At 48.2% G+C, this 25,229-nt stretch carries 19 protein-coding genes and 7 pseudogenes; 15 read left to right on the forward strand and 11 right to left on the reverse strand.

Annotated features, from left to right (window positions below):
• The first annotated feature begins 437 nt into the window (after positions 1-437).
• A complete protein-coding gene (iss, locus tag EAS44_RS00125) occupies positions 438-731 on the forward strand; it encodes an increased serum survival lipoprotein Iss (RefSeq protein ID WP_000738422.1) in 294 nt (97 codons plus the stop codon).
• An 83-nt stretch (positions 732-814) separates the two neighbouring features.
• Here the strand turns inward: iss and EAS44_RS00130 are convergent.
• Together EAS44_RS00130 and EAS44_RS25830 are read right to left on the reverse strand one after the other, a co-directional pair.
• Positions 815-963 (reverse strand): annotated as a pseudogene (locus EAS44_RS00130) (Rz1 family lipoprotein); the annotation flags it as partial.
• A pseudogene (locus EAS44_RS25830) lies at positions 923-1,027 on the reverse strand (lysis system i-spanin subunit Rz); the annotation flags it as partial. The pseudogenes EAS44_RS00130 and EAS44_RS25830, both read right to left, overlap by 41 nt.
• A 520-nt stretch (positions 1,028-1,547) precedes the next feature.
• On the opposite strand from EAS44_RS25830, the pseudogene EAS44_RS00140 reads away from it, so the two are divergent.
• The 5 genes and pseudogenes from EAS44_RS00140 to iroE all read left to right on the forward strand — a co-directional run.
• Positions 1,548-2,566, forward strand: a pseudogene (locus EAS44_RS00140) (integrase core domain-containing protein); the annotation flags it as partial.
• A gap of 1,310 nt (positions 2,567-3,876) precedes the next feature.
• Positions 3,877-4,992, forward strand: coding sequence for a salmochelin biosynthesis C-glycosyltransferase IroB (gene iroB, locus EAS44_RS00150; protein WP_001318220.1), 1,116 nt, complete (start codon positions 3,877-3,879; stop codon positions 4,990-4,992).
• A 139-nt stretch (positions 4,993-5,131) separates the two neighbouring features.
• Positions 5,132-8,791 (forward strand): salmochelin/enterobactin export ABC transporter IroC, encoded by a 3,660-nt coding sequence (iroC, locus tag EAS44_RS00155; RefSeq protein ID WP_001442133.1) that lies wholly within the window; start codon positions 5,132-5,134, stop codon positions 8,789-8,791.
• A 103-nt stretch (positions 8,792-8,894) separates the two neighbouring features.
• On the forward strand, positions 8,895-10,124 hold the full coding sequence (gene iroD / locus EAS44_RS00160) for a catecholate siderophore esterase IroD (protein WP_000933672.1): 1,230 nt from the start codon (positions 8,895-8,897) through the stop codon (positions 10,122-10,124).
• An 84-nt stretch (positions 10,125-10,208) separates the two neighbouring features.
• Entirely contained in the window at positions 10,209-11,165 is a 957-nt protein-coding gene (iroE, locus tag EAS44_RS00165) for a catecholate siderophore esterase IroE (protein ID WP_000271277.1), read from the forward strand.
• 44 nt (positions 11,166-11,209) lie between these two features.
• On the opposite strand, the gene iroN is transcribed toward iroE, so the two are convergent.
• Both iroN and EAS44_RS00190 read right to left on the reverse strand, forming a co-directional pair.
• Positions 11,210-13,387 carry a siderophore salmochelin receptor IroN gene (gene iroN, locus EAS44_RS00170; RefSeq protein ID WP_001222183.1) on the reverse strand — a complete coding sequence of 726 codons (2,178 nt, stop codon included), beginning with the start codon at positions 13,385-13,387 and terminating at the stop codon, positions 11,210-11,212.
• Positions 13,388-14,239: 852 nt separating this feature from the next.
• Positions 14,240-15,274 carry a 3-deoxy-7-phosphoheptulonate synthase gene (locus EAS44_RS00190; protein WP_001190234.1) on the reverse strand — a complete coding sequence of 345 codons (1,035 nt, stop codon included), beginning with the start codon at positions 15,272-15,274 and terminating at the stop codon, positions 14,240-14,242.
• 180 nt (positions 15,275-15,454) lie between these two features.
• Here EAS44_RS00190 and EAS44_RS25450 point away from each other — a divergent pair.
• A pseudogene (locus tag EAS44_RS25450) lies at positions 15,455-15,756 on the forward strand (hypothetical protein); the annotation flags it as partial.
• 77 nt (positions 15,757-15,833) lie between these two features.
• Here EAS44_RS25450 and EAS44_RS00200 read toward each other — a convergent pair.
• From EAS44_RS00200 to yacA, 3 genes and pseudogenes are all read right to left on the reverse strand, one after another.
• Positions 15,834-16,127: a DUF6404 family protein gene (locus EAS44_RS00200; protein ID WP_000269327.1), complete on the reverse strand. Its 294-nt coding sequence runs from the start codon at positions 16,125-16,127 to the stop codon at positions 15,834-15,836.
• Between the two features lie 167 nt (positions 16,128-16,294).
• Positions 16,295-16,420: pseudogene (gene yacB / locus EAS44_RS00205) on the reverse strand (type II toxin-antitoxin system toxin YacB); the annotation flags it as partial.
• Positions 16,420-16,688, reverse strand: a pseudogene (yacA, locus tag EAS44_RS00210) (type II toxin-antitoxin system antitoxin YacA). The pseudogenes yacA and yacB, both read right to left, overlap by 1 nt.
• Positions 16,689-17,298: 610 nt before the next feature.
• Here yacA and EAS44_RS00215 point away from each other — a divergent pair.
• Complete coding sequence (locus EAS44_RS00215) at positions 17,299-18,573, forward strand: HlyD family secretion protein (RefSeq protein WP_000489608.1); 1,275 nt, start codon at positions 17,299-17,301, stop codon at positions 18,571-18,573.
• The gene (cvaB, locus tag EAS44_RS00220; protein WP_000184924.1) at positions 18,566-20,662 is read left to right on the forward strand and encodes a colicin V export peptidase/ABC transporter CvaB; all 2,097 of its coding nucleotides are present in this window, start codon (positions 18,566-18,568) and stop codon (positions 20,660-20,662) included. Before EAS44_RS00215 ends, cvaB begins: the two co-directional genes overlap by 8 nt.
• Positions 20,663-20,831: 169 nt before the next feature.
• Here cvaB and cvaC read toward each other — a convergent pair whose 3' ends face one another.
• Both cvaC and cvi read right to left on the reverse strand, forming a co-directional pair.
• Entirely contained in the window at positions 20,832-21,143 is a 312-nt protein-coding gene (gene cvaC / locus EAS44_RS00225; RefSeq protein WP_001259758.1) for a colicin V, read from the reverse strand.
• A complete protein-coding gene (gene cvi, locus EAS44_RS25055; RefSeq protein ID WP_001323890.1) occupies positions 21,121-21,357 on the reverse strand; it encodes a colicin V immunity protein in 237 nt (78 codons plus the stop codon). Before cvi ends, cvaC begins: the two co-directional genes overlap by 23 nt.
• 160 nt (positions 21,358-21,517) lie before the next feature.
• Between cvi and EAS44_RS25720 the strand changes: the two are divergent.
• From EAS44_RS25720 to EAS44_RS00245, 3 genes and pseudogenes are all read left to right on the forward strand, one after another.
• A pseudogene (locus EAS44_RS25720) lies at positions 21,518-22,295 on the forward strand (Gfo/Idh/MocA family protein); the annotation flags it as partial.
• 1 nt (position 22,296) lies between these two features.
• Positions 22,297-22,566: a SemiSWEET transporter gene (locus tag EAS44_RS00240; protein WP_000379710.1), complete on the forward strand. Its 270-nt coding sequence runs from the start codon at positions 22,297-22,299 to the stop codon at positions 22,564-22,566.
• Entirely contained in the window at positions 22,563-22,829 is a 267-nt protein-coding gene (locus tag EAS44_RS00245) for an FAD-dependent oxidoreductase (protein ID WP_001017350.1), read from the forward strand. The genes EAS44_RS00240 and EAS44_RS00245 overlap by 4 nt, the downstream gene beginning before the upstream one ends.
• A gap of 55 nt (positions 22,830-22,884) precedes the next feature.
• Here the strand turns inward: EAS44_RS00245 and EAS44_RS00250 are convergent, their stop codons facing one another.
• Positions 22,885-23,337, reverse strand: a complete 453-nt coding sequence (locus EAS44_RS00250) for an acyltransferase (RefSeq protein ID WP_000670963.1) — start codon at positions 23,335-23,337, stop codon at positions 22,885-22,887.
• A gap of 292 nt (positions 23,338-23,629) precedes the next feature.
• Here EAS44_RS00250 and EAS44_RS00255 point away from each other — a divergent pair, with 292 nt between their 5' ends.
• Together EAS44_RS00255 and EAS44_RS00260 are read left to right on the forward strand one after the other, a co-directional pair.
• Entirely contained in the window at positions 23,630-23,890 is a 261-nt protein-coding gene (locus EAS44_RS00255; RefSeq protein WP_000343091.1) for a hypothetical protein, read from the forward strand.
• Entirely contained in the window at positions 23,887-24,477 is a 591-nt protein-coding gene (locus tag EAS44_RS00260) for a hypothetical protein (protein ID WP_001350923.1), read from the forward strand. Before EAS44_RS00255 ends, EAS44_RS00260 begins: the two co-directional genes overlap by 4 nt.
• A gap of 19 nt (positions 24,478-24,496) precedes the next feature.
• Here EAS44_RS00260 and EAS44_RS00265 read toward each other — a convergent pair whose 3' ends face one another.
• Entirely contained in the window at positions 24,497-24,754 is a 258-nt protein-coding gene (locus EAS44_RS00265; RefSeq protein ID WP_000142431.1) for a DUF6404 family protein, read from the reverse strand.
• Between the two features lie 128 nt (positions 24,755-24,882).
• On the opposite strand from EAS44_RS00265, the gene EAS44_RS00270 reads away from it, so the two are divergent.
• Positions 24,883-25,218, forward strand: coding sequence for a colicin 1A immunity protein (locus EAS44_RS00270; protein WP_001080729.1), 336 nt, complete (start codon positions 24,883-24,885; stop codon positions 25,216-25,218).
• Positions 25,219-25,229: the final 11 nt, after the last annotated feature.

Raw genomic sequence — 25,229 nt, forward strand, 5'->3', positions numbered from 1 at the left:
GATATTCTGTTGCTGTATGCTACATACATTACACTATACGAAATCAGGTCTGTTCAATCAGTAAGGAAATAAACGGACAAACGTTATGTAACCCAGACAGAGATATATTGTCTGGGAAAATAGTGGCTTTTGTGGCGAAAACTAGTAAAACAGCAACCCGAACCACTTGATGTGCATCGTTTTTGATTATTCCCGTATACTCTTGCAGAAGGAGTTCTCCGTCGGGCTACTGTCATGGTTAATGCGGGGAATATGGCGACAATACAACACACCTAAAAGAGTAATGGACAGATGAAGCGGTTTATTCATTTCCCATGATTCTGAGTACCTACCAAGTCTGAGTAACCACTTTTATACTTTTAATTTTCGTTCATTTAGCTATCGTTTAATTATTATCACATAGGATTCTGCCGTTTTTAACAATGCAGGATAATAAGATGAAAAAAATGTTATTTTCTGCCGCTCTGGCAATGCTTATTACAGGATGTGCTCAACAAACGTTTACTGTTGGAAACAAACCGACAGCAGTAACACCAAAGGAAACCATCACTCATCATTTCTTCGTTTCGGGAATTGGACAAGAGAAAACTGTTGATGCAGCCAAAATTTGTGGCGGTGCAGAAAATGTTGTTAAAACAGAAACTCAGCAAACATTCGTAAATGGATTGCTCGGTTTTATCACTTTTGGCATCTATACTCCGCTGGAAGCCCGGGTATATTGCTCACAATAGTTGCCCATCGATATGGGGAGCTCATCTGCACTGTTCATTAATATACTTCTGGGCTCCCTACAGTTGTTTTTGCATAGTGATAAGCCTCTCTCTGAGGGAGGAAATAATCCTGTTCAGCGATGTCTGCCAGTCGGGGGGGCTGCATTATCCACGCCCGAGGCGGTGGTGGCTTCACGCGGGGATGGGCAGATTGATCTGATATGCAACCGACGACGACCAGCGGCAACATCATCACGCAGAGCTTCATTTTCAGATTTGGGCCACCTTTTGATTTCTCGTTTAACTTTTGCAGTCACCAGACTGTGATTTATTTTAACAAATCAATAGCTTTCATAAAATTCTCGAAGCTGAAAGCTTAACTGAACCAACCAGCCTGGCTGGTGTTTTCTAAAGACAAAAAGGCCATCAGCAAAACACTGATAGTCTGAATCACCTTTATCAATCATGTATGAAGAAAATATGCGCAATTAGTTGACAGTGATTATCATTTTCATTAAAAAGAGCGCGTAGCATTCTTATTTCATGAGGAAATTTACCCGCCAACAACCTGAGTAGCGAAAGCTGTTCATCCCCAATATTTTTGCTGGCGGGTTCTTTTTTCTACTGTCCTCCTCCCCAGAGGAAGCATTCCCATTAATCATTACTGGCGAGGAGGCAAGAGAAAAAGTCGGTTCTTTGTCCCTAAATAACAGCATCATTTCAGTCCATGCAAAATCTGATTTACCAGCTCACATAATAACCTGATGATACACAGTGTAAGTTCACAGAGATATTGCAATTGCCTCCGGATAAGTAAGGGGAGATTGCACTATGCAAATGCAGCACCTGAGGTTGGCTATCCTAAGCAGCCGATTATGCGTTGAGGCTTTCAGTGATGGCTGATATAGCAACAATGAGAATGAAGGCTCTGCACTTCTGGGATAAACACGGTATTTCTGCAGCTTCTGAAGCCTTTGGCGTATCCTGCCGCACGCTTTACTGGTGGCGTCAGTTACTGATCAAGGGAGGACCTGAGGGGCTAATCCCGCACAGTAAGGCACCTCTGGTGCGACGAAAAAAGCACTGGCATCCCGATGTGCTGAAAGAGATTCGACGCCTCAGGACAGAGCTGCCGAACCTCGGTAAAGAGCAGATTTTTGTTCGCCTGAAGCCCTGGTGCGCATAACGCCATCAGACCTGCCCGAGTGTTTCCACCATCGGCAGAATGATCGCCACCGCACACGATAAAATGCGGATGATACCAGTACGTCTGAGCTCGCGGGGTAAGGCTCTGCTTGTCAAAAAGCGAACCACCACCCCCCCGCAGGCCAAAGCACTACCGTCCGGTAAAGACAGGAGAGCTCATTGGGATGGACGCCATTGAGCTCAGAATGGGTGAAATGCGTCGCTATATCATTACCATGATCGACGAACACAGCGATTATGTACTGGCGCTGGCTGTGCCGTCGCTCAACAGTGATATCGTCAATCACTTTTTCAGCCGTGCAGCCCGGCTGTTCCCTGTCGGTATCAGCCAGATCATCACAGATAACGGGAAAGAGTTCCTGGGAAGCTTTGACAAAACGCTGCAGGAAGCCGCCATCAAACACCTCTGGACCTATCCCTACACGCCAAAAATGAACGCTATCTGTGAACGTTTTAACCGGGCATTAAGAGAGCAATTCATTGAATTTAATGAAATTTTACTCTTTGAGGATCTGGCGTTGTTTAACCTGAAACTGGCGGAATATCTGGCGCTGTATAACAGCAAAAGACTCCACAAGGCGCTCGCACTAACGACGCCCGTGGAATATATTTTAAAAGAGAACAAAAATTGCAATATGTGGTGGACCCATACACAGCAAACGCACAGGCCGCCCCGGTTGGGTAGATATGTGGGATGGCTGGTTCAGACTTCAGGATATGGTTGAGGCTGGTGATGAAGTCTCTTTATCAGGAGATCTGATCAAGAGACAGCCGCGCAGGGGGATTCACTATGCTGGATTCTTTTAACAAATTCTCCGCTAACCAAAAAATAGACTTTTTGCATTCGTAAATGCGTTAAGAGATAATTTTTAAAGTTCCATCAATCTCCCGGCCAGTTCGTCTCGCGGCATTACTCACTATCCGCACAACTTCAGTAAGATCATGACTTTTTCAATCGTTATCTGTTGACCAAGCTTTGAAACCACTAGCGTCCCGTCAACCTGACCTGGAATCGTCGAGAACCGCCCATAGTTGTGAATTGGCTAGAGTGTGATGGAAAGCAACGCTAAACGACCTAGTCACACATTCTCTTTTCCCTAACAATGACCATTTAGTGAAATAACGTATCCAAAATGATGACGTGAAAGCCTGATACTGGCAGCGAAAAGCCGAAAAAACTCACCTGGTCAGGAGCAAAAATCGGATTATTCGCCAACAGCGTAATATCAGCAGTAGTTCTCGACACGCTTGCGCTATAGACAGAGGATGAAACGCTGCTGGTCGGAGTTCTCTATACATTTTTGGCGACGGCAGAACCGCTCACCAATGCCTTAACGTCTATCAGCCTTCCGGTGAGTTGGAACAGCATGCTCAGCGTTTGCAAGATATTCTCCACGGTCTGTAGCAGCGTAGGTTTCAATTTAAATATCCCCAGATAGCCCTCTGGGAGCTTCCCTTTTTATTAAGTTTTAATTACCGTTGCAATAGTTAAATGATATTGGTAATTATTATCATTAGCATTTGTGTCTGTGTTGTTTCTGGTAAGGCTGAAAGGGAACAAACATCGCCTGTACAACGGCGTTTTTACTTACAGACCAGCGAAGGCGAGACTATCAGGATGATGCATCGTGTGTCTAAGAAATCACGGTTCTTTCCAGATTCGTTGTTCGGTCTAACACTGCACAAATGCGTCAGAACATCCCGGCGTAGCTGTCCGACGCCATTTGGGCTGTTCAACAGGACAATGGCGCGTAAGCGTTAATGGAAGTGGGGATACGGAGTTCCCTGTTCACCTGTGTATGTCACGGAAAAGTCTCTGACTGAGCTGTCCATAACGCTGGTGAAGCACAAATGGCGCAGCATCTGGTAAAGCAGGTTTAACGAAAAGTCGTGTCCTGCTGCTGGCATATGAGTGCGTCGACTGCCTGATTTAGATCGTCAAGCGGAGAGGGATTTTCTCATGCGTATTTTGTTTGTAGGCCCGCCTCTCTATGGGCTGTTGTATCCTGTGCTGTCTCTGGCGCAGGCATTTCGCGTTAACGGTCATGAAGTGCTGATCGCCAGTGGAGGACAATTCGCACAAAAAGCGGCAGAGGCCGGGTTGGTGGTGTTTGACGCCGCACCCGGTCTGGATTCCGAAGCTGGTTACCGCCACCATGAGGCACAGCGGAAAAAAAGTAATATCGGAACCCAAATGGGCAACTTCTCATTCTTCAGCGAAGAAATGGCCGACCATCTGGTGGAGTTTGCCGGACACTGGCGGCCTGACCTCATCATCTACCCTCCGCTCGGAGTCATCGGGCCGCTGATTGCCGCCAAATATGATATACCGGTCGTGATGCAAACCGTAGGCTTCGGCCATACCCCCTGGCATATCAAGGGTGTAACGCGTTCGCTCACGGACGCCTATCGTCGCCACAATGTGGGGGCCACACCACGTGATATGGCCTGGATCGACGTAACACCGCCGAGTATGAGCATTCTGGAAAACGACGGTGAACCCATTATTCCGATGCAGTACGTCCCGTATAACGGTGGCGCGGTGTGGGAACCATGGTGGGAGAGAAGGCCCGAGCGTAAACGTCTGCTGGTGAGTCTCGGCACTGTCAAACCGATGGTTGACGGCCTTGATCTAATCGCCTGGGTTATGGATTCTGCCAGTGAGGTCGATGCCGAGATCATCCTGCATATTTCAGCCAATGCGCGGTCCGATTTGCGCTCGCTGCCGTCAAATGTTCGCCTGGTTGACTGGATACCCATGGGTGTCTTCCTCAACGGCGCAGATGGTTTCATTCATCATGGCGGAGCAGGCAATACCCTGACAGCGCTACACGCTGGTATTCCACAAATCGTCTTCGGCCAGGGAGCCGATCGCCCGGTAAATGCCCGCGTTGTTGCCGAACGCGGCTGCGGGATTATCCCTGGCGACGTCGGCCTGTCGAGTAACATGATCAATGCTTTCCTCAACAATCGCTCACTTCGCAAAGCCTCTGAAGAGGTAGCAGCGGAAATGGCGGCGCAACCCTGCCCAGGTGAAGTGGCGAAAAGCCTGATCACAATGGTACAGAAAGGGTAACCACTACACCTTCATGATAATCATATGCCAGCACCCATCCAGGAGTCATGCATCCATAACAATGCGGGACCGGAGCGTGCTGGCTTTTTTGCGGAACGATCCGGCCAGTGGATCGTATTTTACAGACGGAGGAGGCTTAATGCCTGCGAATCACACTCCCACACCGGCTCAGTCATGGATAGTTCGCCTAGCGCGCGTGTGCTGGGAACGTAAGAAACTTAGTGTCATCGTGGTGGTAGCGTCAGTATCGACTATTTTGCTGGCTGCGCTGACGCCACTGCTGACAAGACAGGCTGTGAATGACGCACTGGCGGGCAATCCGGCCCGCCTGCCGTGGCTGGCCTGCGGGTTACTGTTGATCGCTTTTTTTGATTTCATCGGTAACTATGTGCGCCGTGGTTATGCCGGGATGCTCTCACTCTGGGTGCAGCATACCCTCAGAGGACGGGTATTCGACAGTATTCAGAAACTTGACGGCGCAGGCCAGGATGCGCTGCGCACCGGGCAGGTGATTTCACGGACCAACAGCGATCTGCAGCAGGTGCATACCCTGCTGCAGATGTGCCCGGTGCCGCTGGCAGTGTTCACTTATTACATTGCCGGCATTGCCGTGATGCTGTGGATGTCCCCTGCCATGACGCTTATCGTCGTGTGCGTACTGGTATGCCTGGCGATCACCGCGCTTCGTGCGCGTCGTAGGGTCTTCGCGCAAACCGGGCTGGCCTCGGACCAACTGGCGAATCTCACCGAACATATACGCGAGGTGCTGGCACAGATCTCAGTGGTAAAATCCTGTGTGGCAGAGATGCGTGAAACGCACTGGCTCGATAGGCAGTCGCGGCAGATTGTGCGTGTACGCATCGGTGCGGTTATCTCGCAGGCGATGCCTGGGGCCACCATGCTGGCGCTACCGGTGCTCGGGCAAATCGTCCTGCTGTGCTACGGCGGGTGGTCGGTCATGCACGGGCGGATCGATCTCGGTACCTTCGTTGCATTCGCCAGCTTCCTCGCGATGCTGACCGGGCCAACCCGCGTACTGGCATCGTTTCTGGTTATCGCACAGCGCACTCAGGCGTCCGTGGAGCGGGTGTTTGCACTGATCGACACCCGTTCACAGATGGAGGACGGGACGGAGTCGATTAACAGTCAGGTTGTCGGACTGGAACTGGAGAATATGAGCTTTGACTACCACCATGGCGACAGACATATCCTCAGCAATATCTCCTTTTCCCTGCGCGCCGGTGAAACCGTGGCGGTGGTGGGCGCATCGGGTTCAGGAAAATCGACCCTGTTGATGCTACTGGCGCGTTTTTATGATCCCTGCTCCGGAAAGATATGGCTCAACACCAGCGAAGGCCGACAAAATCTTCGCGATATCAGACTGGAGGCGCTTCGTCGCCGGGTAGGCATCGTATTTGAAGATGCTTTTCTGTTTGCCGGTACGGTGGCGGAAAATATCGCCTATGGCCACCCTCAGGCAACGGCGGACGACATTCGCCGTGCGGCAGCTGCTGCAGGAGCCAGCGATTTTATTAACGCCCTGCCGAAAGGCTTCGATAGCCTGTTAACCGAACGGGGTACGAATCTTTCCGGCGGGCAGAGGCAGCGAATAGCGCTGGCGCGGGCGCTCATTACTGCACCGGACGTGTTAATCCTGGATGATACTACCTCAGCGGTTGATGCTGTTACGGAAGCGGAGATTAATACCGCGCTGGGTCGCTATGCTGACGAAGGGCATATGCTGCTGGTGATTGCCCGACGGCGTTCAACACTTCAGCTAGCCAGCCGGGTTGTGGTGCTGGATAAGGGCCGTATGGTGGATACCGGAACCCCGGCAGAACTTGAAGCGCGCTGTCCGGCGTTCCGCGCACTGATGACCGGCGACAGCGATTTTCTGGCCACGTCCCACAATAGCCACAACGAATTGTGGCCGGCTGAACCAGCGACACAAGACGATGTAACGGATACGGGGGATAAAGGTTTTGTCGCCCGTATGACCCGCGTACCGGAAAATGCAGTACAGCAGGCGCTGGCCGGTAAAGGTCGCAAAGTCACGTCACTACTGAAGCCTGTGGCGTGGATGTTCGTCATCGCCGCTCTGCTGATCGCACTCGATTCTGCGGCAGGCGTAGGGGTACTGATACTGTTGCAGCACGGCATTGACTCCGGTGTCGCCGCAGGCGATATGTCGATCATCGGCCTCTGTGCCCTGCTCGCCCTGTGCCTGGTCATTGTGGGCTGGTGCAGTTATTCTCTGCAGACGGTCTTCGCCGCCAGAGCGGCGGAATCAGTTCAGCATTCGGTGCGCTTGCGCAGCTTCGGCCATATGCTGCGTCTTGGACTCCCCTGGCATGAAAAGCATGCCGATTCGCGTCTTACCCGCATGACCGTTGATGTGGACTCTCTCGCCCGCTTTCTGCAAAACGGCCTTGCCGGTGCGGCCACCAGTCTGGTGACGATGTTCGCAATCGCCGCCACCATGTTCTGGCTCGACCCGTTCCTGGCGCTGACGGCATTAAGCGCAGTGCCAGTGGCCGCACTGGCAACCATGATTTATCGCCGCCTCAGTACCCCTGCTTATGCACAGGCACGGCTGGAAATAGGCAAAGTCAACAGCACCCTGCAGGAAAAAGTCTCTGGCCTGCGTGTCGTGCAATCGCATGGTCAGCAGGAACTGGAGGGCGCCCGGCTGCGCGCGTTATCGGAGCGTTTCCGCGCAACCCGTGTGCGAGCACAAAAATACCTTGCAGTCTATTTTCCGTTCCTGACATTCTGCACCGAGGCCTCCTATGCCGCTGTTCTGTTAGTGGGAGCTTCGCAGGTCGCCGCTGGAGAAATGACTGCCGGGGTACTGGCGGCTTTCTTCCTGTTGCTGGGGCAATTCTATGGGCCAGTGCAGCAGTTATCAGGGATTGTCGACGCCTGGCAGCAGGCGACAGCCAGCGGCAAACATATTGATGAACTACTGGCGACAGAAGGCACTGAGAACCTCGGGTCCTCTTCGGTCCTCCCTGTCACCGGTGCACTGCATCTTGATGAGGTCACGTTCAGTTATCCCGACAGTCACGAGCCAGCTCTGAACAAACTTACCCTGACGATCCCAGAGGGAATGGTTGTCGCGGTCGTCGGTCGCAGCGGTGCGGGTAAGTCGACGCTGATTAAGCTGATTGCCGGGTTGTATTTCCCCACGCACGGCAACATCAGAATCGGTGTGCAAATGCTCGATGATGCCTCGCTCACTGAGTATCGTCGCCAGATTGGGCTTGTCGATCAGGATGTAGCACTGTTTAGTAGTGATATTGCAGAAAACATTCGTTATTCACGGCCATCCGCCACCAATGAAGACGTTGAAATTGCCTCACAGCGGGCAGGGCTGTATGAGATGGTGTGCAATCTGCCGCAGGGATTCCGGACACCGGTGAATAACGGCGGAGCCGATCTGCCCGCAGGTCAGCGCCAGTTGATTGCGCTGGCCCGCGCGCAACTGGCGAATGCCCACATCCTGCTGCTCGACGAAGCCACGTCATGTCTGGATCGCACATCCGAAGAACGACTGATGTCATCGTTAACAGATGTCGTGCATGCCGGGAAGCACTCGGCGCTGATTGTTGCACATCGTCTGACCACCGCGCAACGCTGCGATCTGATTGCCGTTATTGATAAGGGGTTACTTGCGGAATACGGAACCCACGAACAGCTGTTATCTGCGGGCGGCCTCTATACCCGCTTATGGCATGACAGCGTCAGCAGTACTGCTCTCCATCGCCAGCACAACATGAAGGAGGAAACCCCGGGATAGTTACTGGACACGTAATGTATTAAAAACACAGTCAGAAGCGGCGGTACCGTGAATAGCCGCTTTAATTATTTATACTGACATCCTTAATTTTTAAAGAGTATGAATGCTGAACATGCAACAACATCTCTCTGCTATCGCCAGCCTGCGCAACCAACTGGCAGCGGGCCACATTGCTAACCTTACTGACTTCTGGCGCGAAGCTGAGTCGCTGAATGTTCCTCTTGTGACGCCAGTCGAAGGAGCGGAAGATGAGCGAGAAGTGACCTTTCTGTGGCGCGCCCGACATCCTCTGCAGGGCGTTTATCTGCGTCTGAACCGGGTGACGGATAAAGAGCACGTAGAAAAAGGAATGATGAGCGCCCTTCCCGAAACGGATATCTGGACACTGACACTGCGTTTACCCGCAAGTTACTGCGGCTCCTATTCGCTGCTGGAAATCCCCCCCGGCACTACGGCTGAGACGATTGCACTGTCCGGAGGCCGTTTTGCCACCCTTGCCGGAAAGGCCGATCCGCTAAACAAAATGCCGGAGATCAACGTTCGGGGAAACGCAAAGGAATCAGTGCTGACACTTGATAAAGCTCCCGCCCTGTCGGAATGGAACGGCGGCTTCCACACCGGACAACTGCTTACCTCCATGCGCATTATCGCCGGGAAATCTCGCCAGGTTCGGCTCTATATTCCGGATGTTGATATTTCTCAGCCCCTCGGGCTGGTCGTGCTGCCCGATGGTGAAACCTGGTTTGATCACCTTGGCGTATGCGCGGCAATTGACGCCGCCATAAATAATGGGCGCATCGTGCCCGTGGCTGTACTGGGCATTGACAACATTAATGAACATGAACGCACTGAGATACTCGGCGGGCGCAGCAAACTGATAAAGGATATCGCCGGACATCTGCTGCCGATGATTCGCGCTGAACAACCGCAGCGTCAGTGGGCAGACCGTTCGCGCACAGTGCTGGCCGGGCAGAGCCTCGGCGGGATCAGTGCGCTAATGGGGGCTCGTTACGCACCGGAAACGTTCGGTCTGGTGCTCAGCCACTCTCCTTCAATGTGGTGGACGCCAGAAAGAACCAGTCGACCAGGCTTGTTCAGCGAAACCGATACCTCATGGGTGAGTGAGCATCTGCTTTCTGCCCCACCGCAGGGCGTACGTATCAGCCTGTGCGTGGGATCGCTGGAAGGTTCGACAGTGCCTCACGTTCAGCAGCTTCACCAGCGGCTGATTACCGCTGGCGTCGAAAGCCATTGCGCAATCTACACCGGTGGTCACGATTACGCATGGTGGCGCGGTGCACTGATTGACGGGATTGGTTTACTACAGGGTTGAGTTGACCCACAAACACTTTCAGGAAACGGTACAGACTTCCTGAATAAATCAAATAGTCACCTGCGGAAAAGGAATAATCATCAGATGTATGCCCGCGAGTATCGCTCAACACGCCCGCATAAAGCGATTTTCTTTCATCTTTCTTGCCTCACCCTTATCTGTAGTGCGCAAGTTTATGCGAAGCCGGATATGCGGCCACTGGGGCCGAATATAGCCGATAAAGGCTCCGTGTTTTACCATTTCAGCGTCACCTCTTTCGACTCTGTCGATGGCACACGCCATTATCGGGTATGGACGGCCGTGCCGAATACAACCGCACCGGCATCGGGTTACCCGATTTTATATATGCTTGACGGTAACGCAGTTATGGATCGCCTGGATGACGAACTGCTCAAACAATTGTCAGAAAAAACACCGCCAGTGATCGTGGCTGTCGGGTATCAGACCAACCTCCCTTTCGATCTCAATAGCAGGGCTTACGACTATACGCCAGCAGCAGAAAGCAGAAAAACAGATCTCCACTCAGGGCGTTTTAGCCGTAAGAGTGGTGGCAGCAACAACTTCCGCCAGTTACTGGAAACGCGTATTGCCCCAAAAGTGGAACAGGGACTGAATATCGATCGGCAACGCCGCGGCTTATGGGGGCACTCCTACGGCGGCCTCTTCGTGCTGGATTCCTGGCTGTCCTCCTCTTACTTCCGGTCGTACTACAGCGCCAGCCCGTCGTTGGGCAGAGGTTATGATGCTTTGCTAAGCCGCGTTACGGCGGTTGAGCCTCTGCAATTCTGCGCCAAACACCTGGCGATAATGGAAGGCTCGGCGACACAGGGTGATAACCGGGAAACGCATGCTGTCGGGGTGCTGTCGAAAATTCATACCACCCTCACTATACTGAAAGATAAAGGCGTCAATGCCGTATTTTGGGATTTCCCCAACCTAGGACACGGGCCGATGTTCAATGCCTCCTTTCGCCAGGCACTGTTAGATATCAGTGGTGAAAACGCAAATTACACAGCAGGTTGTCATGAGTTAAGCCACTAAACACTGCCCGCTTTTACGCGGGCAGTACGCCTGAAACACTACGATCAGAATGATGCGGTAACTCCGGCATAGTAAGCCCGGCCTGGCTCGTTATAGGTATTCGCCCCTTCAGAAGATCGGAAGATCTGTTTATTGAGGATATTACTGACGCCGACATTAAGACGCAGATTTTTATTAATATCGTAATTGAAGTTCGTCCCCACCAGTGAATAAGCGCCCAGCTCTTTACCTGACAGACCGCCAGTATCTTCACTGCGGGTTTCCGCATGAGTACGCGGTTTTTGTCTGCCATATAACGTCCAGTTGACGCTGGCAGAAAACGCCTGGGTGATGGTCCAGTTAAGCGAGTTATTGATAGTATATTTCGGGATGACCGACAGAGGATTACCGGTGTCTTTTTGCTCCGAAGTGATCATCCATGTGGCATTGGTATTCCAGTTCAGACGATCTTTCACCAGTGGGAAAGACATACTGGCTTCGATACCGTCCACCAGAGCTTTCCCGCCATTCTGCCACTTGAGGATATATGCGCCTGAAGCGGTTTGCCCGATAACGTTATCCCCGGCCACGATCTTATTCTGGTAATCATTGCGGAAGTAGGTCACACTTGCGTGGTAATCTTCCCAGGTGAACTCCAGCCCAATTTCTTTATTGACGCTGATTTCCGGATCGAGATCTTTATTACCGATCAGGTAGCACCCGCCTGATGTAATATCTTTTGGACAGCCATTGCCTTTCGAGTAGAGCAGATAGCCTTCACTGGATTGATACAGGTTTGGGGCTTTAAAGGTTCGGGCAACCCCTGCTTTGACTTTGAAATAATCGCCCAATTCCTGCGAAAGATTCAGACTGGGGCTGAAGTTCCCGCCGGAGTCGCTGAGATAATCAAAGCGCAGGCCGGGAATGATATTCGTGCCAGGAACCGGCTCAATGTTATCTTCAATATACAGCGCACTGATTTGAGAATGATTTTTACTGCTGCGATCCGCAGCAGAGCCAGAAATACCGCTGATATCACTGTCATTCACCGTCAGGCTGGTAGAGGAAGGATCATCGAGCTTATCGCGGTTCCACTCTGCACCAACGGTCAGCGTTTGATCAACCATCACATTCAAAGGAATATTAAGCTCGCCGCTGGTTCGCCAGGAACTCAGGCGATTGGTCGTAAACTTTTCACCCGCTAAAATACGCCCTTCACCACCGCCGGATAATCCTTCATTCATGCGGGTATTATTGGTTTTCTCGTAATAAACACCAAAGCGACTTTGTCCCCAGTCCCAGATACCATTATGCGTAATGCCATAATTCTGTCGGTACAGGCGGTTCGTCTCTTTGCCGGATTTTGCCAGGCTTTCGGTAACTGCACTGGAAGAACTGTTTTGCGTATCGCCCGCATAGATATTCCCCTGGCGGCTATATCCGGCTTCGAAATCGAGAATCTGCTGCGGATTTAATTTCCACGAGACAACGCCGTTAATATCTTTGTTACGTACCCCTTCATGCCCGGCTGCGTTTTTCGTACCGACCGGAGAATTAATATCCCAACTGTCAGCATCCGTTTTATTCAGGTTACCATACAAACGCGTGGTAAGAGCATTACCAGCCAGAGGCCCACTAAGGCTGAAATTGGCGCGACGCGTAGCGCCCTCATCGCTACTTTCCGGCTGATTGGTGTATAACGACAGCGAACCGTGCCAGTCGTTGGTGGGACGTTTGGTAATGATGTTCACCACCCCCCCGGCTGCCCCCGAACCGTAGCGCGCCGCCGCAGGGCCGCGGATCACTTCAATACGCTCAACCTGTTCCGGTGGCACCCAGTTGGTGTCACCGCGGGTATCACGCTCTCCACGCCAGCTATAACGCACGGAGTTACGTGACGTCACCGGTACACCATCAATTAAAATTAAGGTGTTTTCCGGCCCCATACCTCGAATATCGATCTGGCGGTTATTACCGCGTGTGCCCGAGGCGCTATTGCCGGTAAGATTGACACCAGGCATTTTACGAATAATATCTGAAAGGTCGTTTACCGGAGGGGTCTTTTTAATATCCTCGCTGGTAATAACCGACACGCCCGGCTGCTGTTTTAATACCTGCTCAGCGGTGGCTTCCACCACCAGAGTCTCGTCATTATCATCGTCGGAGGATTTGGCTACTGATATCTGGCTATTCAACCCAACCAGGAGCACAGTTAGCGACCAGAGGATTTTGTTAATTCTCATACCTATTCCCTAATAAATGCCTAACTTAAAATGTTTGATCGTTAAGCTCACATCCTTGCCAGATATTTTTTACTGCCATTATTGTTTTTATATAAGAATGATAATTAATATCATTTAGCAAAAAAAAACAATCCCTCACAAGATAAATATATCGATTTTTCATAAATATCAAATTGATATATAACATATGTTTTTTATTTCATTGCACTTGTCGATCATCGGGAATTTTGTCACAATTTCTCACGGATAGTGTTCACATTGTTTCTGACCTGCATTTCAGGCGCGGGCGCTGCTTATGTATATAAGGGCCTGTGGTCGACGAATCAGCATAATCAGATCTTCCTGCGAGCAATTTCTTTCAGCGTATCAGGCAGCACTATCGGATTATCTACGAGCGTTTTTGATTCACATTGTGTGTGAAACTTCATACATCATGATTCGCTTTCCCTACTCAGTTCTGATGATTGTTTTTTATTCTATTAACACGGAGTTAAGATTCTACCCTCGGTGTCCTCATTATTAATGAGGAATGCTACCTATCTAAAAACTGACCGAAACTTTGGGGCATCCCTGGAGGTTTCCAAGGAGAAAAAGGTGACAGTGATAGTGCCACATTGTGAGGAAATTCCTGAGAAACTCCTGGTTCACACACATAATTCAGGAGTTTGCCATAGATAGTAACCAATTGTTTTATATTTTAAGACCATTAAATACGCGGCTACGATAGCGCTTTATATAATCATAAACTGTAGAGATAAAATATCTGCTTCTCTGATAACACTAATTGAGTGTCTTAAACTAAGTAATTTCATTTTTCCCCCTTTAAAAGCAATATATGTGCAATAGTTGAAGTTAAAGCTGTGCTGCCAGAGTTGATAATAATTGTTCTGTCTGTTGCCATGATATGCATTCATCAGTAACAGACTGACCATACTCTAGCGGAAAACTATCGGATTGTTTTCCATCTTGTAAAAAGCTTTCCACCATAATGCCAGCTACATATCCTGGTATTTTTTTCCGATTATCTATAACTTGACGTGCAACGGAAATTTGCCGTTTAGCCACTTTACCGCTATTACCATGGCTACAATCAATTATCAGACGATGGTTAATACCCTCATCATGCATTAATTTCACTGCCTTAGTTATATCAGACAAACCATAGTTAGGTTCTCTACCTCCACGTAATATTAGATGTCCATGTGGATTGCCATCGGTTAATAGTGTAGATATACTATTTGTTAAAGATGTCATATATACAATATGTTGTTCACGGGCTGCAATAATAGCGTCAATAGCTAAGTTAATATTTCCATCAGTACTGTTTTTAAATCCAACTGGACAATGTAAACCAGACGCAAGTTGACGATGCGTTTGTGATTCAGTGGTTCTGGCACCAATAGCACCCCAACATATTAAATCAGCAATATAGGGAGTAAGAAAAGGATCGAGGAATTCTGTAGCGGTTGCGACACGCATCGTTGTGATTGAAGACAAACACTGGCGAGCATATCGTATCCCTTTCTCAACATCATAACTTCCATTTAGATCAGGATCATGCATTATTCCCTTCCAGCCTTTACGGGTTCGAGGTTTCTCAAAATAAGTGCGCATTACAATGTACATTTTCGATAAGTACTTATTCTGTAATACGAACAATCGCTTCGCATAATCAACTGCGGCCTGAACGTCATGGATTGAGCATGGACCAACAATCACAAGTAAGCGAGGATCTTTTCCCAGCAAAATATTCGCTATAATATCTCGTTGCAGAGAGATCCATGTTACGGTTTCTTCCGATACTGCGATTTCTTTATGAATCTCGCCCACAGTGGGTAAACTGCCAAGCAACTTCCCGCGGTAGATTAATTTACTAGCTGACTGCATCTTGTCTCCTAAAAGCGCTATTTCAGACCATCAGTTGCACACAGTAGATGATAATGATAATCATTTACTGTATAATTGGCAATATATGGGGATTCATAGTCATTTCTGAGATAATATACGTTAGGCCTTCTCTCCCGTACGGAAATCACTTGTTTTCCGTAAATTACCTGAATCTTAATCCCTGAGCTGCGGCTAGCTGTGGAACTCACAAAAGCTGACCGGGCCGTGGCACAGCCTCTCTGCTGGCAGAACAGCGTACTGCAGAAGTCGTCGTACTGCCGCTGGTCCCGGCATCAGGTCTGCCCGCAGATGGCACTTCTGCCACTGATCTGCCGGTGGAGCTGAACGGCATGACATATCAGGCCTGCCGTGGGGATTTTGTGGTGCGCCTCGACGGCAGCACCTGTCTGCAGTTATAGAATAAAGAAGGCGGGGAGGTACGCAGGGAGGGCGATCCGCTGGAAGTGGCGTAGTGGCTGTAGGCCTGTAATGATGCAGGAATAGAAGTTCGTGTACAGGTTAATGAAAGCATCACCCCGTAAAAACATGCCGGCACGGTTTACACATCATTCCATGGTGGCAGCCGGTTAACTTTCCTGCGCCACCAGTGGAAAGAGGCCATGAGCAGTCCGAACAAAAAACCACTCGTGATACTTATAATAATGGCCTCACCTGCTACCATTCCTGACGGCCCCCAGTACATAAACCACATTGCACATCCCCAGGAAATACCCCATAAGCCCCCCATCAGCAGCGTAACCTGCCAGAACGGCATAAAGGGCAATGGCGGAAGCCGGATACCCAGCCGCCAGAGAATACGCAGCAGAGGAGGAGCATAATTACTCCGCCACATCTTTTTGCTGTCCATCAGGGCAATTGCCCGGGCTTTTTTTGCTCAAAAGTCACAGGAGCACCTCCGTTCCATGATGTAAACGTGACACAACTTATTGTTATTGATTATTATTATCATACCGTGATTATGTTGTCATGCACCTGTACACTGATAAAAGAAAGGGAGAACAGGAGGCTGGCTGAACAACCAATCCGTTCGTCCAGTTCAATGGCGGCTATCAGGTTCTGCTCCGCAATGTACTCACGAATGCGCTTCCTGTCCTGGCTGGCCAGCATGGTCCAGAATATCTCCATCATTTACCGGCGACTTTCCTGCTCATTTCATCCCGCCATGCAGCAGCGGAAGATTCGACCATGTCATGGGGAAGCACATCGCCGCGCTCGAGTTGCTGACGTCCTGCCTCAACCTGGTCACGGAACCAGGTATTATGCTGCCGTTCCACGGTCTGGCGCATAAAATCCCGGATTAACTGAGAGCCATTACGGTCCATGCTTTTTGCAGGGCCATAAAAGCATCCTTCAGTTCAGCGTCAATTCTTAAACTCATATTAACCTGTGCCATTTATCACCCCGTCATTACCACGTATATACACAGTATATAACGATTCAGATATCGTCACTAGGATATGCCGCGCCAGCGGCATGGAAGGCGGCACTCCGCTGTTTCATATGATACCGCCGAAGCCCGATGTAAGCCGCTACAGTCGTCCGAAAGTCACCAGCCTCCTCCCCCCTGCCGTCATCCGTGCATCAGCTATGCACTGAGTATGCCTGCCCTTCCCTAGAGAATCCTGCTAGGCTTGCCACACTGATATATCTTGACTTTATGTAAACGATATGACACTTTAACATGATAATGATTACCATTCTCTTTTAATATACAGAGAAACTAGGAAATAGATGAATGAGTTATGTTACTTTAATATTCTCTGACAATAACCTAAATCAGTTAGATTATTGTCATTTAATAAATAATGACATTCTTTCATCATAAATAAAAAGACTATTGTTTATAATATTGTTCTCAGCATTATATGATTATTTATCCTGATAACTCTCCTATGCTGTATGTTTATATGATTTTCCTTGAAACATATAATGCAAATTTTCGATTTATTTTCCATCATTAATCCAGATAAACAACAAACTAATAGTATGCAAGGAGACATTATTTGTTTCGCCAGGATGCTTTAGAAAACAGAAAAATGAAGTGGCAGGGACGGGCAATATTACTTCCCGGAATACCACTGTGGTTAATCATGCTGGGAAGCATTGTGTTTATTACGGCATTTCTGATGTTCATTATTGTTGGTACCTATAGCCGCCGTGTTAATGTCAGTGGTGAGGTCACAACCTGGCCAAGAGCTGTCAATATATATTCAGGTGTACAGGGATTTGTTGTCAGGCAGTTTGTTCATGAAGGGCAGTTGATAAAAAAAGGGGATCCTGTTTATCTGATTGACATCAGTAAAAGTACACGCAATGGTATTGTCACTGATAATCATCGCCGGGATATAGAAAACCAGCTGGTTCGTGTGGACAACATTATTTCCCGTCTGGAAGAAAGTAAAAAAATAACGCTAGATACCCTGGAAAAACAACGTCTGCAATACACAGATGCGTTCCGTCGCTCATCAGACATTATACAGCGTGCAGAGGAAGGGATAAAAATAATGAAAAATAATATGGAGAATTACAGATACTATCAGTCAAAAGGACTGATTAATAAAGATCAATTAACTAACCAAGTTGCATTATATTATCAACAACAAAACAACCTTCTCAGTCTGAGCGGACAAAATGAACAAAATGCCCTGCAGATAACCACTCTGGAGAGTCAGATTCAGACTCAGGCAGCAGATTTTGATAATCGTATCTATCAGATGGAACTGCAACGACTCGAATTGCAGAAAGAACTGGTTAACACTGATGTGGAAGGCGAAATCATTATCCGGGCGTTGTCTGACGGGAAAGTTGACTCCCTGAGTGTCACTGTAGGGCAAATGGTCAATACCGGAGACAGCCTTCTGCAGGTTATTCCTGAGAACATTGAAAACTATTATCTTATTCTCTGGGTCCCGAATGATGCTGTTCCTTATATTTCGGCTGGTGACAAAGTGAATATTCGTTATGAAGCCTTCCCCTCAGAAAAATTTGGGCAGTTCTCTGCTACGGTTAAAACTATATCCAGGACTCCTGCGTCAACACAGGAAATGTTGACCTATAAGGGAGCACCTCAAAATACGCCGGGTGCCTCTGTTCCCTGGTATAAAGTCATTGCGACGCCTGAAAAGCAGATAATCAGGTATGACGAAAAATACCTCCCTCTGGAAAATGGAATGAAAGCCGAAAGTACACTATTTCTGGAAAAAAGGCGTATTTACCAGTGGATGCTTTCTCCTTTCTATGACATGAAACACAGTGCAACAGGACCGATCAATGACTAACAGGAATTTCAGACAAATTATAAATCTGCTTGATTTGCGCTGGCAACGTCGTGTTCCGGTTATTCATCAGACGGAGACCGCTGAATGTGGACTGGCCTGCCTAGCAATGATATGCGGTCATTTTGGTAAGAATATTGACCTGATATATCTTCGCCGGAAGTTTAATCTCTCTGCCCGTGGAGCAACCCTTGCAGGAATCAATGGAATAGCGGAGCAACTGGGGATGGCCACCCGGGCTCTTTCACTGGAGTTGGATGAACTTCGAGTCCTCAAAACGCCGTGTATTCTCCACTGGGATTTCAGTCACTTCGTCGTTCTGGTCAGCGTAAAGCGTAACCGTTATGTACTGCATGATCCGGCCAGGGGCATAAGATATATCAGCCGGGAGGAAATGAGCCGATATTTTACAGGCGTTGCACTTGAGGTCTGGCCCGGAAGTGAATTCCAGTCGGAAACCCTGCAGACCCGCATAAGTCTTCGTTCACTGATTAACAGTATTTACGGTATTAAAAGAACGCTGGCGAAAATTTTCTGTCTGTCAGTTGTAATTGAAGCAATCAATCTGCTAATGCCGGTGGGGACACAGCTGGTTATGGATCATGCTATTCCTGCGGGGGACAGAGGGCTACTGACGCTAATTTCTGCTGCTCTTATGTTTTTTATATTACTCAAAGCTGCAACGAGTACGCTGCGCGCATGGTCTTCACTGGTTATGAGCACGCTCATCAATGTACAGTGGCAGTCGGGGCTGTTCGATCATCTTCTCAGACTACCGCTGGCGTTTTTTGAACGCCGAAAATTAGGTGATATCCAGTCACGTTTTGACTCCCTTGACACATTGAGGGCCACATTTACCACCAGTGTGATCGGGTTCATAATGGACAGCATTATGGTTGTCGGTGTTTGTGTGATGATGCTGTTATACGGAGGATATCTCACCTGGATAGTTCTCTGCTTTACCACAATTTACATTTTTATTCGTCTGGTGACATACGGCAATTACCGACAGATATCAGAAGAATGTCTTGTCAGGGAGGCCCGTGCCGCCTCCTATTTTATGGAAACATTATATGGTATTGCCACGGTAAAAATCCAGGGGATGGTCGGAATTCGGGGGGCACACTGGCTTAATATGAAAATAGATGCGATAAATTCGGGTATTAAGCTAACCAGGATGGATTTGCTCTTCGGAGGAATAAATACCTTTGTTACCGCCTGTGATCAGATTGTAATTTTATGGCTGGGAGCAGGCCTTGTGATCGATAATCAGATGACAATAGGAATGTTTGTAGCGTTTAGTTCTTTTCGTGGGCAGTTTTCGGAAAGAGTTGCCTCTCTGACCAGTTTTCTTCTTCAGCTAAGAATAATGAGTCTGCACAATGAGCGCATTGCAGATATTGCATTACATGAAAAGGAGGAAAAGAAACCTGAAATTGAAATCGTTGCTGATATGGGGCCAATATCCCTGGAAACCAATGGTTTAAGCTATCGTTATGACAGTCAGTCAGCACCGATATTCAGTGCTCTGAGTTTATCTGTAGCTCCGGGGGAAAGTGTGGCTATAACTGGTGCTTCCGGTGCGGGAAAAACCACATTAATGAAAGTACTATGTGGACTATTTGAACCTGATAGCGGGAGGGTACTGATAAATGGTATAGATATACGCCAAATTGGAATAAATAATTATCACCGGATGATAGCCTGTGTTATGCAGGATGACCGGCTATTTTCAGGCTCAATTCGTGAAAATATCTGTGGTTTTGCAGAGGAAATGGATGAAGAGTGGATGGTAGAATGTGCCAGAGCAAGTCATATTCATGATGTTATAATGAATATGCCAATGGGATATGAAACATTAATAGGTGAACTTGGGGAAGGTCTTTCTGGCGGTCAAAAACAGCGTATATTTATTGCACGAGCCTTATACCGGAAACCAGGAATATTATTTATGGATGAGGCAACCAGTGCTCTTGATTCAGAGAGTGAACATTTCGTGAATGTTGCCATAAAAAACATGAATATCACCAGGGTAATTATTGCACACAGAGAAACAACGTTGAGAACTGTTGATAGAGTTATTTCTATTTAAACCATAGAGGAATTACAAGCGTATGAGGAATATTTCTTCCTGTTATAATTCCTCGTTATGCTCAGATATCTGTTGGAGGTGGAATGGAAGATAGACAATCCACCAAGAAGAAATATCATTCTGTGTGGATTGTCCAATAACTGTTCTTTCTTATATTAAATAATACTATTTATAAACAAACATCACTAAGATTATTTGGACTCCAATTACACAATCTTCCCGCAGCATAGTTCCATGCTTCTGAAGGTATCCCTTCGGGTTTTTGCTTAATTGTTCCCCCTAAACCGGATGGAGACATTGCAGGATTAGGTTTGTGAGTGGATGCATAGTCATATATTGCACCTCCAGCCACACCCCCAGCAGCTGCTCCAATTCCTCCTGCAACAAATTGCCCGGATAGTGTTCCTATAGCCATCGCAATATCACGCCCTGAAGCACCACCAGAAACAGAATCTAATTCATTTAGAGTCAGAGTTCTCATATGATCTCCTTTTTATCTTATCGGATATTGAATAATAATTATCACCAACAAAGTAACATATTGCAGACATTAATGCAGAGAAGCAAAATGTATGCATGGATAAAAAGTCCTTTCCTCTAAAAACACAATCATATATAGCTAATGCAATATATATTGCGGTGGCATTTATTATAAATGCAAATAACAACTCTAATTTTGTTCTTTTTCTATCCATTACTTTTTATCCCATTACTTTCTATCCCATTACCACACAAACACTAACGATAATGATTATCGTTAACATAGTCAAGAGTGAAGGGTAGGAGGCCCTCAACCCCCTATAAGGGGTCCGCTTGGAAAACGGATTTCCCCACGTCAAGAGAATTGATTTGAACGAGTGGCTTCGCTACAAACAGCTCCCGTTTGTGTGTGAAAAACCCCTCTCAACAGATCTCAACTCTGCACGATATCTACAGGAGATTGCTCCAAAAGGCAGTATCGTGTCTTTTAACTACCGATATAACCCCGTCATCGACATGATAATGCGTCTGAGAAATGAGAAGAAATTAGGTGAACTGCATTTCTTCTCAGCAGAATTTAATAAAAATTCTGCACTGACCCGCCATCACCTGACCTGGCGAGACTCCGCACAACAGAGCAAAAGCAGCGGTGCTCTGGGCGATCTATCCTGTCATCTGCTTGATTTATTTTGTTTTATAGGGGAAAGCCCGGTAGTGGTTCATGGGATCAAAACGGTAAAGGGGACACGTGGGTACAAAATCAGATGGTCAGGTTGAAGTGGATGATAACGGCTATGTAATGGGCAGTTCAGAAAAGGGAGCTTATTTCAGAGTTCATGCCAGTAAATCGGAAACAGATCATAATTTGGGACTGCATATACAGCTTGTATTTGAAAATGGTGAAATCAGATATTCAACCCACCATGAAAATCGCCTGCTCCTGATTCTATTTAATGATACGAATACGGAAACAATTGGCTTCGACGCTCTGAAACGCTTGCCTGATCCACCACGGGAGCTTCCATTCTGGTCTGATTCGTTTATTCATCTTCATGACGACTGGTGTGCTCTTATTAAATATGGTCACTCGTCTCCTAAGCTGGCGGACCTGTCATCCGGCCTTCATATACAGGAAATAATTGAGGCATTCTGATATGGATACCATTCTTTTAACCGGGCTGTTTGCTGCATTTTTCACAACGTTTGCGTTCGCTCCCCAGAGCATAAAAACTATCAGGACACGCAATACCGAAGGTATCTCCGTTGTTATGTATATCATGTTCCTGACAGGTGTAATCTCATGGATAGCGTATGGCATTATGCGATCTGATTTTGCCGTACTGATCGCCAATATTGTCACACTGTTTCTGGCTGCACCAGTGCTTGTAATAACACTTATCAACCGCAGGAAAAAACACGTATGAATATTGCAATCATCGGCGCGGGTCCTGCCGGCATCATTTCTGCCCGTAATGCGATTAAAGCAGGTCACTCCGTGGTTCTGTTTGAGAAGAATACCCGAATTGGGGGGATCTGGAACCCCTGGAGTGGTGGCGCTTACCGTAATGCCTGTATGCAGAACTCTCGTTATACATTTCATTATACTGGCTTTCCCCCTGGCGATATCGATGAACGAAGTTGGATGCAAATGTCAGATCGTGTGCGCCTGTTAGGGCGCGGCTGGTAAGAGAGCCTTATAGGCGCATTTGAAAAACCTCCGGCTATGCCGGAGGATATTTATTTCATAATATTCTGAGCAGTCTTGCCGGGTTTCCTGCATAAATGCCTTTGTTCTCAATCGGTTTTACCACAACTGAACCCGCACCAATAACAGCTCCGCTGCATATATACGGAGACAGAATAATGGCTCCACTGCCAACAGTAACCGAATCCCCCAGGGTAATGCTGATCCAGTTATCCGGTGACGGATCTGGTGCTCCTGAACGAAACAGATCGTTGGCGAACGTCACGTTATGACCAATGAAGCAGTTCTCCCCCAGTGTTACGTTCTCACAAATAAACGTGTGCGACTGTATCCGGCTTCCACTACCAATGACACAGCCTTTCTGTATCTCAACGAAGGGGCCGACAAACACGTTGTCCCTGAGTTCACATTCATAAATGTTGACCGGTTTGACAATACGGACATTGGTCCCATAAATCACATCCCGGACAGCACATTCCATAAATTTCATACTCACACGTCCTTTAAATACAGATGACACTTGCCGGAATTATACAGCCCAGATTCACTTGCTATGTTTCAGAATAGCTTATAAGCCGCACTTTTACCGATACTCAGCAACAAATCAGGTCTGGATCCACTTCAGCCGGAAACCGGATCTGCGCGGCGGGGAACGGGCATACAATATGATAATTAAGCAACTTATATAAAACCATATCTGATATTATTAATAATAAATAACACACAAATCATGCGGGATATGATTTTTATTTGTCAGAACATTATCAGATGGAGCGTGCAGGATGGATGAAGAAAGGGTGTTTTCACTCAGCTATGAACAACTGACCCGGTTTGCGGAAAAACGCATCCGGGAATGCAATCTGGACAGCCAGGGCGTAACTTATCTCTGCGAGTCAGCCAAAGCCGGAGCTGTGCTGATCTTCTGGCATGAACTGGCCATAAATGGCTATGCCTCAATGAATGCCATAAAGAGACAGGAGATCATTGACGCCGACCATCAGCGCCTCAGAAAGCTCATCTGGCCGGAGGATGACTGGAAATGACTCAGAGCCGCCGACCGTCGCCACTGCAGCGAAGAATGCTGATTGTGCTGGCTGCCCTTGATGAAAAACGGCCAGGACCCGTGCTGACGCGGGACATAGAACGGGTGCTGGAGCGAAGCGGGGAAGCCCCAGTCTACGGGCCAAACCTGCGCGCCTCCTGCCGTCGTCTGGAGGATGCCGGCTGGCTGCGTACCCTGCGCGCTCCGAACCTGCAGCTGGCAGTGGAGCTGACGGACGCCGGCCGGGCCGTGGCACAGCCTCTGCTGCTGGCAGAACAGGACCGCCTCCGGGCAGAACAGCGTGCGGCAGAAGTCGTCGTACTGCCGCTGGTCCCGGCAGCAGGTCTGCCCGCAGATGGCACTTCTGCCACTGATCTGGCGGTGCAGCTGAACGGCATAACGTATCAGGCCTGCCGTGGGGATTTTGTGGTGCATCTCGACGGCAGCACCTGTCTGCAGTTATGGAATAAAGAAGGCAGGGTGGTACGCCGGGAGGGCGATCCGCTGGAAGTGGCGCAGTGGCTGCAGGCCTGTCACGATGCAGGAATGGAGGTTCGCGTACAGATAAATGAAAGTGCCGCTCCGTAAGAACACGCCTGTGCACGGTTTACACATCATCCCATGGTGGCAGCCGGTTAACTTTCCTGCGCCCCCAGTAGATAAACCACATTGCACATCCCCAGGAAATGCCCCATAAGCCCCCCGTCAGCACCGTGACCTGCCAGAACGGCATAAAGGGTAATGGCGGAAGCCGGATACCCAGCCGCCAGAGAATACACAGAAGAGGAGGGGCATAATTGCTCCGCCACATCTTTTTGCTGTCCATCAGGGCAATGGCCCGGGCTTTTTTCTGCTCAAAGGTCACAGGAGCACCTCCGTTCCATGATGTAAACGTGACACAGCTTATTGTTATTGATTATTATTATCATGCTGTGGTTATGTTGTCATGCATCAGTACACTGACAAAAGTGCAAAAGAAAGGAAAACAGGCAGATGAACAGAAAATATTATTTTAATAATATGTGGTGGGGATGGGTGACGGGGGGATATATGCTGTATATGTCATGGGATTATGATTTTAAATACAGATTACTGTTCTGGTGTATTTCTCTCTGCGGAATGGTTTTGTATCCGGTTGCAAAATGGTATATTGAAGATACAGCTCTGAAATTTACCCGGCCTGATTTCTGGAACAGCGGTTTTTTTGCTGATACACCTGGAAAAATGGGATTGCTTGCTGTTTATACGGGTACTGTTTTCATATTATCTCTTCCGTTAAGTCTGATATATATTCTTTCTGTTATTATAAAAAGGCTGTCTGTAAGATAGACAGCCTGTCT

It is taken from the genome of Escherichia coli DSM 30083 = JCM 1649 = ATCC 11775, assembly GCF_003697165.2.
Lineage (GTDB): Bacteria > Pseudomonadota > Gammaproteobacteria > Enterobacterales > Enterobacteriaceae > Escherichia > Escherichia coli.